Below are 14,180 nucleotides of genomic sequence, written 5' to 3'. Positions count from 1 at the left end.
CATTTCTCAGTAGGCTGTTCAGCCGCCGAACTCCTGTTGTACCGCCATGTCAATAAACGGTTTACGTAGGGCTTGGCGGAATGTATATTGTGTGCATACTTCGGATTTCCACGTATCCCGGTTCGGCATGGCCGTTGCACAGGACCGTTAACGACAGGCGGCTCGCCTGTTGGAGGACTTGGAAAGAAAACGGCTGAGCTGAACGGAAAGGTGATAGAAATGACCAAAACGCTCATGATTATACTTGTGGTTTCCGGCATTCTGTTGGCCGGGTCGGTCTCGGCACAGTATACCGGCATCGTGTCGATCGACTCAATCGAAGCCGAGCCCGGAGATCAGGTCGCCGTACCTATTTGGATGAGCGGTAACAACGATCAATTCTCCGGCGCCATGTTGCCTATTCGGTTTGATCACGCCGCGTTGACGCTCGACTCGATTTCCCTGAGCGGTTCGGTCTTTCCGGCCGGCTTTTCCGGCCAGGTTCATTACGACGGCTATTCCGATGGCTGGATAATCACCGTGATTCCGCCGTTTGGCGCCACGCCGCCGCCGGCGGTCGATGATGCCGAAGGATTGCTGTGCAGCGTGTTTTTCTCGGTGGCCGATCCGCTGGCTCCCGGCGCCTATGGTATAGACTCAGTGAATGTCGATTCGTCGTTTACGATCGGCAGCACCGAGTTCCACTTCTGGCGGAGAATGGAGTTCATTAGTCCCGATGCGCGTACGCTCCTTCCGGGATTCGAGTCCGGGCAGGTTTTCGTCCGCGTCACGACCGCTGTAGGCGATGAGCCGGGGTCCGTGGATCTGCCGACCTCGTACGGACTGGCGCAGAACTACCCTAACCCTTTCAACCCCAGTACCATAATCGAGTTCTCCCTGCCAAGCGCAGGCCCCGTTTCGCTTCTGGTTTATAACGTCCTCGGCCAGGAGGTCTCGGCGCTCGTGAACCGACATATGGAAGCTGGTGTCCACTCGGTCACTTTTGATGCATCCGGATTTCCCAGCGGCGTATACTTCTACCGCCTGAGCCACGAGGGCGGCTCGCTCACGAAAAAAATGACCTTCGTCAAATAAACCAGATTTGTCGACGTGCCGATGAAACCAGAGACGGCCGGAGAAACGGCTGTCTCTGGTTTTTTTTGGGAATCGACGGTTCGATGACGACCACGGCACAAGCACCGAAGCAGGTGAAGATAGGGGAGTACGTCCTGACCGGCAAAATCGGACAGGGCGGAATTGCCGAAATCTATCGCGGTCGTCAGGAGTCGCTCAATCGCGACGTCGCTATCAAAATCCTCTCAGCGGAGCTTTCCAACGAACCCGATATTGTGAGGCGATTCGAGCTGGAGTCGATGGTGATCGCTCGGCTCAACCATCCCAATATCGTCCATGTCATCGATAAGGGGCAGGCCGGCAACCGCTACTACTTCGTTATGGAGTACGTAGACGGGACCTCGATGCGCGAGGTGATAGACTCAGACAAGATCAGCCTGAAAGTCAAACTGGAGATGATCGCCCAGGTGTGCAAGGCACTAGATTACGCGCACAAAAACGGCGTCATCCACCGCGACATCAAGCCGGCCAATATCCTCATCGACCGCCAGGGTAACCCACGGGTTGCCGATTTTGGAATCGCGCAGATCGTCGGACGGGCTGAATCCGACATGACCGCCGCCGACGTCGTCATGGGGACGGTGGCCTACATGTCGCCCGAGCAGAAAGTCAGCTCGACCAATGTCGACCAGACCACCGACATCTATGCAATCGGGATAATCATTTACGAGATCCTCGTCGGGAAAAAACCACTCGGCCGGTTCAAAATGCCGTCGGAGCTCAACCCCGAACTAAACGCGTCGTTCGACGCGATCATCGAAAAGTGCCTGGCGGAAGATCCGGCGGGTCGGTATCAAACCGCGGTCGAACTCAAGGACGCGCTGTTCGAGGCGATCGGCTCGCTGGACAGCGACCACCGTGAACCGGCGCAGGATTTCTCGCTGTCCGGATCGAACTCCTTTATCGGCAAATGCCGGCATCTCGACACGATACAGGAAACCCGGCATTCATCGACTATCCTGGTCGAGCACAAAGTGACCAAGCAGCTCTACGTTATCAAGAAACACAGCAAAGGGGAAGCGGGCCGGAAAGAAGCCAAGCTGCTGACTACATTCAAGCACAAAAATATCCTGAATATCTTTGGATCGGGCGGCACGGGACGGAACACGGTGGTCGTATGCGAGTACGCGCAGGGCGGGTCGCTCGCCGACCGGATGGTGCGCAAATATGACTGGCGCCCGGCCATGGAGTTGATCGCACAGGTGGCCTCGGGGCTGGACTTCGCCCACAAAAACAACATCATCCACGGCAACATCCGGCCGTCCAACATCCTGTTCGACAAGGACGAAACGCCGAAAATCACCGACTTCGGCATGCCGATCCACTACGACTCGCCGAACAAGAAGAACTGGTACTCGCCGCCGGAGCACAAACAATCCCGGCAAGGCGACATCTACGGACTCGGCGTCATTCTGCATCGCATGATCACGGGGAGAAGCCCGCAGTACGACACCGGGGACAACCTTCGGCTCGACGATGTCAAGCTGCTGGTGCCTGAGGAGGTACGCCGCATGCTGGCGAAGCTGCTGGCCATCCGTGTGACCTATCGCTACAAAACCGGTGAGGAATTCCTGGCGGACTGGGATGGGTTTGTGGAACAAGAAGAGGCTGCCCGTCGCCAGCGGGAACTTCGCGCTCAGACTCCGAAAGTCGAGAAGAAAAAACTGCCGGGCTGGATGATCCCGGCTGCTGCGGGCGGTGGACTAGTCCTGTTAATCGTAATCCTCTGGCTGGTCGGCGCTTTCGGCTGATCAACCCTCGCGCACGGTCCGGTCTTCCCCCCGAACAAAGATGTGTCTGGAAACCGAAGGGCCTCTTGCGAGGCCCTTCGTAGTTTCTGTGCAATTTACGACATGCGATGCCGGACGCTACAACAGCGAATAGGTGATTCCGAGAGCGAGTGTTTGTTTGAGTCGTCCCTTCTTCTCAACCTGTTTGTCGTACAGCAACTGGGTGTAGAAACTGACGGCGACAATCTTCGATACCTTTGCGACAAACAGATTTTCGAAGTTCACGTCAACGGCTTTCCAGTAATCCTCTACTTCCGTTCCTTTCACTTTATCCGACTCGGAGAAGAAGAAAGCCTTGTACAGTGATAGCTTCCCGACATACACCAACTTGTCCGAAAGCGTCAGCATGGCGTCGGTGACCGACTCGATACCACCGTCCGTAAAAGTCGAATCAACCTGCGGCAGGGCGGTATCGGTGGTGTCGATGTACGACTGCATGATCTGCCGGAAAGCGACACCCAGACGGCTGGCAATCACGTCGTTGTCCTTTTCGTAAAACTTGCGCGTTCCGCCGGCGGACTCGGTCAGCTTCAGCGGTGAAAACCACAACTTCTTGGTCGAGTACGTTGTGCCGAACAACCGGTTGTTGTAGCGGCCATCATAAAACTGTGATTCGAGACGAAATGCGACGTAGGGATCGACCAATCCGTTGAGCGTGAAGCTGCCGACGTTTTCCCAGTCTATCAGGTCGGTCGACTTCTTCGGTTTGCTCCAGTCGCCGGATTCTTCATCCTGCGTGCTGGTCATGCCGAATGAAGATCGGAGCGTGCTCTTGAAGTTGAACGATGGGGAGAATTGCCGCTGCGCGGAGCCGTTCAGATTGGTCTGCCACGAAAACGATCCGACTTCGCCGCCCACCCAGGCGTCGTTGTACGACGTCTGCGTTGCGGTCAGGTCCCAGACCAGACTCTTCTTCCATATGTACAGCGTATCATCCGCGACTTCCTGGGCGGCCAGAGCCGGCGCCAGAAGCGCGGCTGTCAGGCAACCCAGGGCGATGGCTCGACAAATTCCGTTTTTCATAGGTGTCCTCACTCTCCCGTACGGTTATGAATTGTACCTGCGGAAAAGTGCAAAAAAAACGGGCGCGCCACAAGCAGGAAATCCCGGGCCGTGCGTGGCCCGGGATTTCGCACATCATGCACCGCACACTCAGAGCGATCGAGTTCTCAGGCGGACCGCAACTCCTGCGTGCAGTGGGCGCAGCGCGTGGCCTTGATCGGAATGACCGAGAGGCAGTACGGACACTCCTTGGTCGTGGGCGCCGCCTCCGGCGCCGGCTTCTCACGCTTGAGACGGTTGATGTTCTTGATGAGAATAAAGACCGAGAATGATACGATCAAAAAGCTTATCACCGTGTTGATAAACGTGCCATACTTGAGAATAACTGCTCCGGCCGCGTTGGCGTCGGCCAGCGTAAGATATGGCCCCGCGGTAGCGCCCTGTTTCAACACGATAAACAGGTTGGAGAAATCAACATTGCCGAGCAACAAGCCGATCGGCGGCATCAGAACGTCGTCGACCAGCGACTTGACGATCGTACCGAACGCCGCACCGATGATGATGCCGACGGCCATGTCGACGACATTGCCCTTCACGGCAAATTCCCTGAACTCCTTCATCATCCCCATAACGTAGTTCCCTTTCCCAGAAACCTGCGGTTATATGTCGGGACACGTGCGTGCGACCCACCCGGTGCTCAGCCCTGCAGCATTCGCAACCGGAAAGGCGAGCGCATCCTTTGCTATCCCTTTTCGGGTATCCCCTGCCGATATAGGTGCACGTCATGCTGCGGAAGCGGAATCGAAACTCCTTCGCGGTCGAATGTGAGTTTCACCCGCTCCGTAAGATCAAAATACACCGCCCAGTAGTCCGAGGTTTTGACCCACGGACGAACAACGAAGTTGACCGAGCTGTCGGCCAGTTCGGATACGGCGATGGTCGGTGCGGGATCATCGAGCACCCGGCTGTCTTCCCTGCAAATCCTCTCGAGAATCTGCTTGGCCTTCTTGATGTCATCGCCGTAACCTATGCCGAACACCAGGTCGACACGGCGGGTGTCCATGGCCGAGTAGTTGGTGATGGTATCGCCGGTTATCTTCCCGTTGGGTACGATGATCTGGCGGTTGTCGGGCGATCGGAGCACGGTGTGAAAGATGTTCACTTCTTCGACGGAGCCCGCGGTGCCGCCCGCCTCGACATAATCACCGACTTTGAACGGCCGGAATATGATTAACATCACACCCGATGCGAAATTACCCAGTGACCCCTGCAGAGCGAACCCCACGGCCAACCCGGCAGCGCCGATTACGGCGATGAACGATGCCGTATGCACACCGAGAGTGCCGAGTGCGGCGATAATCACGAACGTGAGCAGCGCGATCCGGCTTAACGCAATCAGGAAGCGCGACAGGGTCGGATCCGTGCCCGCCCGGTCAAGTACGCGGCGAAGCAATCCAGCCAGGATACTCACGACCAGCCGTCCGATTATAAGTATCGCGATGGCGCCGAGTACGCGCAGTCCGTACATCGCCGCCCAGTCTTTGATCAGGTCAAGGTACTCCTGCATACAGTGTCCTTTCCTGTGTTCAATTCTACAACTGAACTCTCCGTGACACCAACCAACCGGACGAGCTACGGTTGTGCACCCAACCGCCGGATAGCCCCTCAGAATGATCTTTGCAGTTCACACTGCTGCTGTCAAACTGCCGTACCGGCAATATTGACCCGCACGACAGCGCGTGTCAACCTAAAAGGGGTAACGGGACATGAACCGAACGCGAGGACGAATTATCGCCGTTCAGTACGATTCGTCTTCCGATGGAAACGAGCCGGATCGCACGTCGTCGATGTACCGTTTGACCGCATCGGAAATGATCGGTTTCAGGTCCACATACTCGCGAAGGAATTTCGGTTTGAACGATTCGTCGCGAAGGCCGAGCATGTCGTTGATCACCAGTACCTGCCCGTCGCAGTATTTCCCGGCGCCGATCCCGATCGTCGCCGCAGTCTTGAGCGCGCTGGTGATTTCCGAGGCGGCGTTGGTATCAAACAACTCCAACACGACTGCAAAGCAGCCGGCGGCCTCGAGCGCCAGTGCGGACTCCATGAGGTAAGCGCGTGACCGCTCGGCCCGCCCCTGCACTTTGGGACCGCCAAAGCGATGAATGGACTGCGGCGTCAGGCCGATATGTCCCATCACCGGAATGCCGCACTCGATCACACGCGTGATCGTAGCGACCATCTCCAGCCCTCCCTCGATTTTCACCGCCTCGGCGCCGCCCTCCTTGAGAAATCGTCCCGCATTGAAGACCGCCGTTTCCGTCGACGGCTGAAAAGAAAGAAAGGGCATATCGGCGACCACCAGCGCCCGCTCGGTGCCGCGCGCAACAGCAGCCGTATGGGCAATCATGGTGTCCATGGTGATCGGCAGTGTCGACGCGTGCCCGTGAATCACGTTGCTGGCCGAGTCGCCGACCAGCATGATATCAATGCCGGCCTGGTCGAGCAGTTTCGCCGTGAAAAAATCGTACGCCGTCAGTACGGCAATACGCTCGCCTTTGGCTTTCATACCGACGATCGTCTGAACGTTCGTCTTGACGCGCTTTTTGATTGATGACATGGCCTATTGTTTTTCCGTGAGTTCACCCGAGGGAACGTAGTAGATTTTTCCGGTGATCGGTTTCTGAATCTGGTCGATCAGGTCGTCGAACTGGCGGGAATTGTTGACGAAGTCGATGTCGTCGGTTTTGACCACCAGCAGGGGTGTGTCGGTGTAGTGAAAGAAGAAATAATCGTACGCCTTATTGACGCTCTCGATGTATTCGCTGTCGATCGACCGTTCAAACGGCAGGTTGCGCTTTCGGATACGGCCCTGCAGCGTGGGAGTAGACGCCTGCAGGTAAATGACCAGATCGGGCCTCGGGATATTCTGCGCAAGCACGGGAGCGATCTTGTCGTACAGCGCCAGTTCGCGCTCCGAAAGATTGAGGGAAGCGAAAATCTGGTCCTTGGCGAACAGATAGTCGGCAACTATACGCTGCGCGAACAAGTCGCGCACCATCAACTGCTGCTGCTGCTGAAATCTCGAGATCAAAAAGTACAACTGGCAGGAGAAAGCGTGTCGCTTGCGGTTCTTATAGAAGTCGGTCAAAAACGGGTTCTCCAACACCTCTTCGCGGACCACCTCGGCATCGAGGCACTGCGCGAGCATCTCGGCGAACGTGGTCTTGCCGACCCCGATTACGCCCTCGACCGCTATGTAGTTCGGCTCAGACGTTACGTGCGACATGATCTTTATACAGCAGCACGCGCTCGCGGTCCCGGCTGTCGACGTACGATTCGAGCGGAGTGCCGGTTCGGGGATCGACAAGTTCCGGGTCAATCGCCAGAAGCGGTATCAATGCAAACGGGCGTTCCAGAAGCGACGGATGCGGAACGGTGAGGTCATCGAGCTGCAACACCCGGTCACCAAACAGCAAAATGTCTATATCGATAATGCGCGACTGATACGTCCCCTTGTCCGTCCGCCCCATGGCCGCTTCTATCTTCTCGACACTGTGCAGCAACTCGTGAGGGGGATACAGGTACTCACATTTGACCACCTGGTTGAGAAACGACGGACTGCCGTCGGGCATCCCCACGGCGTCGGACAGATACACCGGCGAGGTCGCGATGACCTCCAGCCCTTCGAGACTCTGCAGTTTGTCCAGTGCCACCTGCATGTGCCGCTCGCGATTTCCCAGGTTGGAGCCGAGCAGAAGATAGACAGTGTCAGCCATTGATACTCCTTTATGTCGGCTGATGGTCGGGGTCGGTCAACTTGGCCGTATCCCCCTGGTGGCGGGTGACTTCAACCTCGATAAACTTCACCTGCCCGGGGATTGGCGGGTGCAATTTTCGGACTTTCAAAGTTACCCGGTAGACCGGAAACATGTCAAGGATATTTGTCGCGATACGGTTGGCCAGACCCTCGAGCAGCGAATATGCAGTCCCCTCAACCGATTCCTTGATCACCTGATAGACACGATAGTAGTCCACCGTATCTTTGAGGCGGTCGGTTTTCCCCGGTTGGGCCAGGTCGACTTCCATCTCGCAGTCGATCTCAAACACGCGGCCTGTCTCCTTTTCCGCAGCAGTGACGCCGTGGTAGCCGTAAAACGACAGCCCTCCCATGCGAATCACATCGCTCATTGCGCCTCCTTTCTGACGGTGCGCAGCAGGCGCCGTTTCTTGATCCGGCCGATCGCCTCTTCATACGCTTTATCCCCGACCGTCAGGGAGAACCGAAGATACCCTTCTCCGCCGTCGCCGAAATCGGTGCCCGGACAGACGAGGATGCGATGCCGGCGAAACAGCTGGCGGGCGAACGCGGTGGCGTCCCGTCGCGACGGAATCCTCGCCCATAAAAATGGAATGGTTCGCCGCGTGGATTCCTGCAGTCCCAATAGCTCCAGAAGGGCCGACGCCCGGTCGGCCGTCCGTGTGAGCAATTGCCGAACGCCGCGCAGGGCCGGGTTGGGAAACGTCCGGATGGCGTCGATCGCCACATCCACATACCCCGCCGGCAGCGTAACCGGGATAAGTCGAGCGACCTGCTTCAGCGTACTCACTGCGTCACGGTTGCCGACTGCAAAACCGAACGGCAGTCGCGGCAAACCGAGCGAGTAGGCGAACGAGTGGAGTTCGAGTCCGACCCGCGAACCTCCGGTAACCGAGAGCACCGACACCGGCGGACGTTCCGCGATCGATTGATACGCGGCGTCGTTGACTATCAACAGATGCTCGCGACTGGCGGTCCAGACAAGGCCCGCCATGTCCGATTCGGAGAGTTCCATGCCGGTCGGATTATGAGGAGAATTGACAAAGGCCAGACGGGCCACCCGCCCGAGCCGGCTGCCCAGCCGTTCGAAGTCGGGCATCCAACCGCTTTTGGCCGACATCGTGTAACTCACCGGCTCGGCTCCCGCGCTGGTGACCGCCTGGCGGTAACTGGGGAGACCGAGTTCCGGGACAAACGCGATATCGCCGCCGTCGAGAAACGCCAGCGCGAGCATTGTTGCCAGCGACGTGATGGAACCGCCGATGAAGATCTCGCGGTCGGCGACCACGCGGCATCCATACCTCGCCGAGAGCCAGGCCGCCAGCTCGTCGCGAAGCTCCGCCAGTCGCTCCGGCCCCGCCGGCAGGAGTGCCGATGGTGACAACGGTCTGTCGGTCGTGGCAGCCGGCCACGAAAAGCCGGCCAGATCGATTACGTCGTCGCGTTTCAGCAGCCCCTTGCGCTCTTCTGACCGGACAAATGACATAAGTCCGGGAGGCATCTGAAACAGCCGATTGGCTTTTTCCAATTGCACTTTTGTGATTACCATCGGCTTGATCTCCTCATCGGGGCGGTAACGATTCGGTGAGCTGCCGCCGCATCGCTCTCAGGCGCGCCAAGTCGCTGTCCGGGATTCGCCCGACAGATCCGGCCTGCATTGCAAGGTGGTAGATGCGCGCGAATTGTTCAACGGTTTCGTGTCGGCTCAGCGCTTCGTCCATCGTGCGCCCGATCGTCAACAGGCCATGATTCCGCAAAAGAAACGCATCGTGGTTGGCAATAAACGGCGCGAGGGACCCGGGGACGGCTTCGGTACCCGGAGGAGCATACTCCGTAAGGGCAATCGGGCCGACAAAAACCGTCACCTCCGGCAGAACGTCTTCCGGCAACGCCCGTCCCGCGACAGCCGCTGCAGTTGCGTACGGCGGATGAGAATGAACGCAAGCCCGGCATTCGGGCCGCATCCGGTAGACGAACAGGTGCATTGCCGACTCTGATGACGCCCGCCCCGCACCCGACAGCCGGTTGCCCTCGGGATCGACCAGCACGATATCGTCCGGGGTGAGCAGGCCTTTCGGCAGCCCAGAAGCGGTGATCAGGATAGTCCCGTCGGCGCGCCGAATAGACAGATTTCCATCGTTGCCTGCGATGAAGCCCCTGGCATCGAGTCGCCGCCCGGCTCCCAGTAGTTGATCCACATCCGTAAGCGGAGAATTCATGGTAAGATAGAAAGTAGACACGGGCCGGGCAAAAGTCAATACGACCGCTTCCGTGCCCGCAGAATCGAGAATGACCGGTCGCAATCCACCGGGCACAGACGTATAACGTCTGAGATATGGAGTGCCGCCGTGCCGGGGTGAAAAATAAGGTAAAAACGGTCAAAAATAGTGAATCGATTCCCGACCGGTATCGTTATAAAAAACACGAACTTGCGTGGTATTTGCAGTTGACAGGCCGAATGTCGGCCGGTATATTACAAAGCTAAGTCTGTCGGAGGAGTTCATTGGGCGAGCACCCCTTTTCTTCACATCCGCACCAATCCCGCCGCACCACCCGAAAACAGGCGCTGTCGATCGGCGCGGTCGCGGTCGCGTGTGTCGTGTTCGGCGTGATTCTGGCCTCCCAGATCGATTTGACGCCACGTACCGTGGCCGATGTGCCGCTCAATATCGGGCAAACCGGCGCGTACCCGGTGGTCGAACGGGACGGTCAGATGGAATCACCGTTCGTCGCCGTCGTCGAACGCGTGCAGGACGCCGTGGTCAATATTTCGGCCCGCACCCGTGACAATGACGTCCCCTGGTACTTCCACGGCCGTGGATACGGGGCCTCGTCCGGTTCGGGGTTTTTCTTTCGCGATGACGGCTATATCCTGACCAACAATCATGTCATCGAGGACGCGGTGGAAGTTGTCGTGCGAACGTCGACCGGCTACGAGTACGACGCGACCGTCGTCGGTACCGACCGCGAAACCGATCTCGCTGTACTGAAAGTGGAGCCGGAGGAAGGCGTCACGGCTATTCCGTTCGGAGATTCCGAGGACTTGAAAGTGGGTGACTGGGCGATTGCGATCGGCAATCCGTTCCCCCAACAGGGACTCGACCGGACCGTCACGGTCGGCGTCATATCCGCCAAGGGACGCACCAACCTCCGGTTCGGCGCGGATACGCCGCGATACCAGAATTATATCCAGACCGATGCGTCGATCAATCCCGGCAACTCCGGCGGGCCGCTGCTGAACCTTCGCGGCGAGTGTATCGGTGTCAATGCGGCCATTTCGTCGCCGACGGGGTCCTCAGTCGGGATCGGATTTGCAATCCCGATCAATCTCGCTCGGGCAATCGTGCCGGATCTTATTGCAAGCGGCCGGGCAACCCGCGGCTGGCTGGGCGTCTGGTTGTCGGATCTGACCGAGCGTGAGGCCAAGCGTCAGGGACTGCAGGCCGTGCACGGCGTCCGGATCGACTCCGTCTTCGCGAATTCACCTGCCGAAGTTGCCGGTATCCGCGAAGGTGACGTGGTCGTCAAGTTTAATGATAAGGAAGTGATCAATACCAACCAGTTTTCCGTGCTGGTATCCACCGTGAGGGCCGGGCAGTCGGTACCGATCGATGTCATGCGCGACGGGGAGTCGCGCCGGCTTCGCACCACCGTCGTCGATCGAGACCAGTTCCTGGCATCCATTCAAACATCGCCGACTCCTCAGCAGGACGTTCCCACGACGGAGTGGCTGGGGATGGCGCTCGTGTCTTTTACTCCGCAGATGGCCCGCGATATCGGGATTCAGCATGTGGAGGGGTTGTATGTCATCCGGGTGTTTCCCGGAACGGCAGCTGATCGGGCCTCGATCACCGAGGGCACGATCATCCTGCAGGTAAATAATGAGCCGGTATCGACGCTGGCCGAAATCCGGGAACAGGCGGGTCAGCTGGAACGTTCCCGTACCCACATACCGTTAATCGTACAGGAGCCTGACGGCTCGATAGCGCGCAAAGTTATCCGTCCGTAGGTAGGATAAACGCAATCAGGTGAGGAAGAAGGCAGGGCCGATCGCCTCGATCGGGCGGCGGCGCCGGCCCGCGGAACCACTGTTACAGAAGGAGTTGGACAACAACCGTGGCTAAGCAATCCCTCAAGTATCGCGATGAAGATCGGTCACTCGATCTGTACCTTCGCGAGATCGGGGAAACACCTCTCATTACCGCCGACGAAGAAGTGCGGTTGGCTCGTCGCATAAAGCAGGGCGATAAAAAGGCCCTGGAGAAACTCACGAAGGCCAATCTGCGGTTCGTAGTGTCGGTGGCCAAGCAGTATCAGAATCAGGGTTTGTCGCTGGCTGACCTGATCAATGAGGGCAATATCGGTCTCATTAAGGCGGCGAAGCGGTTCGACGAAACCCGCGGTTTCAAGTTTATCAGTTACGCGGTCTGGTGGATTCGACAGGCGATTCTGCAGGCGCTGGCCGAGCAGAGCCGCATTGTCAGGCTCCCCCTCAATCGAGTGGGGACGCTCCACAAAATCGGCAAGATTTCCAGCCGCCTGGAACAGGGACTTGGGCGAGAACCCTCGCCCGAGGAAATCGCCAAGGAGCTGGAGCTATCGGAAGGCGAAGTTGCCGACACGCTCAAGATATCCAACTCGCACCTTTCGCTGGACGCGCCGTTTTCGGTTTCGGAGGACAACTCGTTGATCGATGTGCTGGAGGACGAATTCCAGCCGTCGCCCGATGAAGCCCTCCTGAGCCAGTCGCTGCGCGTGGAAATCGAAAAAGCGCTGGATACGCTCACCCCGCGCGAGGCCGAAGTGATCAACCTGTATTTCGGGCTGAATCACGAAAAGGCCCTCACGCTCGAGGAGATCGGCGCCCGCTTTTCGCTGACCCGCGAGCGTGTGCGCCAGATCAAAGAGAAGGCGATTCGCCGCCTCCGACACGCATCGCGCAGCAAATCGCTTCGGGCCTACCTCAACTAGGCTCTTCCCGAAAAGGACCGTGCCGGGCCGTCCGTACCGTCGGACGGCCTTTCTTTTTCTACGAGTTGCTATACGCGGTGCTTTGCTGTTACTTGCGCTGTCGGCCGCACTGGCGTCCACAGATGGGGAGGACCGGGCAAGTCGTATGCCCGGTCCGCATCGTGACATGTTTCGTGGGGCCGAGGAGGAGTGGTATGAGACTGTATCTGATGCAGCACGGGCAGGCGCGGTCAAAAGATACCGATCCGGAACGTTCCCTGACGGAACAGGGGATCGAAGAAACCAGCGTGATCGCGCACCATCTCTTTGTCACCGGTAAACCATCCCTGTCACGCGTCTACCACAGCGGCAAGACCCGATCACGACAGACCGCTGATCTCGTAGCGGAACGCTGGCATGCCGAGTCGCTGGTGGAAGAAGCCGACGATATGTCGCCGATGGACGACCCCTCGACCTGGCGCGGCAAACTCCGAACGCAGGATTCGGACATTATGCTGGTAGGGCATCTGCCTCACCTGGCCCGCCTGGCGGCCCTGCTTCTGACGGGCGATCCTGACCGCCCCGTCGTGCAGTTTGCGCACAGCGGGATAGTGTGCCTCGAGCGACGCGGGCGAGAAGGATGGTCTCTACTCTGGGCGATCACCCCGGAACTGGTGAGCTGACAACACGAGGGAGTACCCGTATGAACGAAGACAACTCATGGGCAGCGTTTTTCGACCGGCACGCTCCCTATTATCTGCAAAACGAGTTTACGGCAAACACCGGCCCTGAAATTGATTTCGTGCTCGACGAACTGCGGGTGTGCGACGGTGCGCCGCTGCTGGATGTGGGTTGCGGAGTCGGGCGCCACGCGATCGAATTGGCGCGTCGCGGATACGACGTTACCGGCATCGACATCTCGTCCGGTATGCTCGCCCAGGCGCGGGAGGCGGCCCGCCGGGCAGGTGTCACGGTAGAGTGGGTGCAGGCCGATGCCACGAGCTTTATGTCCGGCAGAAGGTTCGACGGCGCCATCTGTCTGTGCGAGGGAGCGTTTGGTCTGCTCGGCGCAGAACACGATCCCTACGATCAGGGAATGCGCATCCTCCATTGTATCAATCGCGTTTTGCAGCCCGGGGCACGAATCGTACTCACCGTGCTCAACGGCTGCAGAACCATCAGGCAGTACGCCGAAGCCGACATCGACAAGGGCACGTTCGATCCCATCAGCCTGACCGAGCAGAACATGGTGGCGGCCGAGCCGGGAGGACGTCCGGGTCTGGTCGGCCGCGAGCGAGCTTTCGTGCCGTCCGAACTCATCATCATGCTTCGCCAGACCGGATTCTGCGAACTGCATCTGTGGGGCGGTACCGCAGGTAACTGGCGCCGACAGCGCCCGCACCTCGATGAAATGGAAATCATGGTGGTTGCTCAGAAACCGGAATGAAAAACGTTTCGGACAAATGTCTTGAATCCGATCGGGCGGCAGCCTATGTTTGCCCAAA

At 58.3% G+C, this 14,180-nt stretch carries 15 protein-coding genes; 6 read left to right on the top strand and 9 right to left on the bottom strand.

The window, feature by feature from the left end:
• The first annotated feature begins 219 nt into the window (after nt 1–219).
• Both RBT76_01985 and RBT76_01980 read left to right on the top strand, forming a co-directional pair.
• Nucleotides 220–1,074: a T9SS type A sorting domain-containing protein gene (locus RBT76_01985; GenBank protein ID MDX9856539.1), complete on the top strand. Its 855-nt coding sequence runs from the start codon at nt 220–222 to the stop codon at nt 1,072–1,074.
• 83 nt (nt 1,075–1,157) lie between these two features.
• The gene (locus tag RBT76_01980) at nt 1,158–2,864 is read left to right on the top strand and encodes a protein kinase (GenBank protein ID MDX9856538.1); all 1,707 of its coding nucleotides are present in this window, start codon (nt 1,158–1,160) and stop codon (nt 2,862–2,864) included.
• A gap of 117 nt (nt 2,865–2,981) precedes the next feature.
• Here the strand turns inward: RBT76_01980 and RBT76_01975 are convergent, their stop codons facing one another.
• The 9 genes from RBT76_01975 to RBT76_01935 form a co-directional block, all read right to left on the bottom strand.
• The gene (locus RBT76_01975) at nt 2,982–3,926 is read right to left on the bottom strand and encodes a DUF3078 domain-containing protein (protein ID MDX9856537.1); all 945 of its coding nucleotides are present in this window, start codon (nt 3,924–3,926) and stop codon (nt 2,982–2,984) included.
• Between the two features lie 146 nt (nt 3,927–4,072).
• Nucleotides 4,073–4,528 carry a large conductance mechanosensitive channel protein MscL gene (mscL, locus tag RBT76_01970; GenBank protein ID MDX9856536.1) on the bottom strand — a complete coding sequence of 152 codons (456 nt, stop codon included), beginning with the start codon at nt 4,526–4,528 and terminating at the stop codon, nt 4,073–4,075.
• A gap of 119 nt (nt 4,529–4,647) precedes the next feature.
• Nucleotides 4,648–5,472: a mechanosensitive ion channel gene (locus tag RBT76_01965; protein ID MDX9856535.1), complete on the bottom strand. Its 825-nt coding sequence runs from the start codon at nt 5,470–5,472 to the stop codon at nt 4,648–4,650.
• Between the two features lie 231 nt (nt 5,473–5,703).
• Nucleotides 5,704–6,525, bottom strand: a complete 822-nt coding sequence (panB, locus tag RBT76_01960; GenBank protein ID MDX9856534.1) for a 3-methyl-2-oxobutanoate hydroxymethyltransferase — start codon at nt 6,523–6,525, stop codon at nt 5,704–5,706.
• A gap of 3 nt (nt 6,526–6,528) precedes the next feature.
• Nucleotides 6,529–7,194 carry a deoxynucleoside kinase gene (locus tag RBT76_01955; GenBank protein ID MDX9856533.1) on the bottom strand — a complete coding sequence of 222 codons (666 nt, stop codon included), beginning with the start codon at nt 7,192–7,194 and terminating at the stop codon, nt 6,529–6,531.
• Nucleotides 7,175–7,684, bottom strand: a complete 510-nt coding sequence (gene folK, locus RBT76_01950) for a 2-amino-4-hydroxy-6-hydroxymethyldihydropteridine diphosphokinase (protein ID MDX9856532.1) — start codon at nt 7,682–7,684, stop codon at nt 7,175–7,177. The genes RBT76_01955 and folK overlap by 20 nt, the downstream gene beginning before the upstream one ends.
• Nucleotides 7,685–7,694: 10 nt before the next feature.
• Nucleotides 7,695–8,096 (bottom strand): dihydroneopterin aldolase, encoded by a 402-nt coding sequence (folB, locus tag RBT76_01945; protein ID MDX9856531.1) that lies wholly within the window; start codon nt 8,094–8,096, stop codon nt 7,695–7,697.
• Nucleotides 8,093–9,274, bottom strand: a complete 1,182-nt coding sequence (locus RBT76_01940; protein MDX9856530.1) for an aminotransferase class I/II-fold pyridoxal phosphate-dependent enzyme — start codon at nt 9,272–9,274, stop codon at nt 8,093–8,095. Before RBT76_01940 ends, folB begins: the two co-directional genes overlap by 4 nt.
• Before the next feature lie 13 nt (nt 9,275–9,287).
• Nucleotides 9,288–9,944, bottom strand: coding sequence for a class II aldolase/adducin family protein (locus RBT76_01935; protein MDX9856529.1), 657 nt, complete (start codon nt 9,942–9,944; stop codon nt 9,288–9,290).
• 284 nt (nt 9,945–10,228) lie between these two features.
• On the opposite strand from RBT76_01935, the gene RBT76_01930 reads away from it, so the two are divergent.
• The 4 genes from RBT76_01930 (at nt 10,229) to RBT76_01915 (ending at nt 14,122) form a co-directional block, all read left to right on the top strand.
• Nucleotides 10,229–11,734, top strand: a complete 1,506-nt coding sequence (locus RBT76_01930; protein ID MDX9856528.1) for a trypsin-like peptidase domain-containing protein — start codon at nt 10,229–10,231, stop codon at nt 11,732–11,734.
• A 107-nt stretch (nt 11,735–11,841) separates the two neighbouring features.
• Nucleotides 11,842–12,696 carry a sigma-70 family RNA polymerase sigma factor gene (locus tag RBT76_01925; GenBank protein ID MDX9856527.1) on the top strand — a complete coding sequence of 285 codons (855 nt, stop codon included), beginning with the start codon at nt 11,842–11,844 and terminating at the stop codon, nt 12,694–12,696.
• Nucleotides 12,697–12,890: 194 nt separating this feature from the next.
• Nucleotides 12,891–13,358: a phosphohistidine phosphatase SixA gene (gene sixA / locus RBT76_01920; protein MDX9856526.1), complete on the top strand. Its 468-nt coding sequence runs from the start codon at nt 12,891–12,893 to the stop codon at nt 13,356–13,358.
• 20 nt (nt 13,359–13,378) lie between these two features.
• The gene (locus RBT76_01915) at nt 13,379–14,122 is read left to right on the top strand and encodes a methyltransferase domain-containing protein (protein MDX9856525.1); all 744 of its coding nucleotides are present in this window, start codon (nt 13,379–13,381) and stop codon (nt 14,120–14,122) included.
• Nucleotides 14,123–14,180 lie beyond the last annotated feature (58 nt).

The sequence above is a fragment of the Candidatus Zixiibacteriota bacterium genome (assembly GCA_034003725.1).
Lineage (GTDB): Bacteria > Zixibacteria > MSB-5A5 > GN15 > FEB-12 > WJMS01.
Note: the sequence above shows the minus strand (reverse complement) of the source record. Positions and strands in the feature narration are given on the sequence as shown.

Bases quoted from the DNA above. Each gene is read 5' to 3' on its own strand.
- RBT76_01965 (MDX9856535.1), bottom strand. From the start codon at position 5,472: ATGCAGGAGTACCTTGACCTGATCAAAGACTGGGCGGCGATGTACGGA.
- folK (MDX9856532.1), bottom strand. From the start codon at position 7,684: ATGGCTGACACTGTCTATCTTCTGCTCGGCTCCAACCTGGGAAATCGC.
- RBT76_01985 (MDX9856539.1), top strand. From the start codon at position 220: ATGACCAAAACGCTCATGATTATACTTGTGGTTTCCGGCATTCTGTTG.
- RBT76_01935 (MDX9856529.1), bottom strand. From the start codon at position 9,944: ATGAATTCTCCGCTTACGGATGTGGATCAACTACTGGGAGCCGGGCGG.
- panB (MDX9856534.1), bottom strand. From the start codon at position 6,525: ATGTCATCAATCAAAAAGCGCGTCAAGACGAACGTTCAGACGATCGTC.
- sixA (MDX9856526.1), top strand. From the start codon at position 12,891: ATGAGACTGTATCTGATGCAGCACGGGCAGGCGCGGTCAAAAGATACC.
- RBT76_01940 (MDX9856530.1), bottom strand. From the start codon at position 9,274: ATGGTAATCACAAAAGTGCAATTGGAAAAAGCCAATCGGCTGTTTCAG.
- RBT76_01915 (MDX9856525.1), top strand. From the start codon at position 13,379: ATGAACGAAGACAACTCATGGGCAGCGTTTTTCGACCGGCACGCTCCC.
- RBT76_01980 (MDX9856538.1), top strand. From the start codon at position 1,158: ATGACGACCACGGCACAAGCACCGAAGCAGGTGAAGATAGGGGAGTAC.
- folB (MDX9856531.1), bottom strand. From the start codon at position 8,096: ATGAGCGATGTGATTCGCATGGGAGGGCTGTCGTTTTACGGCTACCAC.
- RBT76_01955 (MDX9856533.1), bottom strand. From the start codon at position 7,194: ATGTCGCACGTAACGTCTGAGCCGAACTACATAGCGGTCGAGGGCGTA.
- RBT76_01975 (MDX9856537.1), bottom strand. From the start codon at position 3,926: ATGAAAAACGGAATTTGTCGAGCCATCGCCCTGGGTTGCCTGACAGCC.
- mscL (MDX9856536.1), bottom strand. From the start codon at position 4,528: ATGATGAAGGAGTTCAGGGAATTTGCCGTGAAGGGCAATGTCGTCGAC.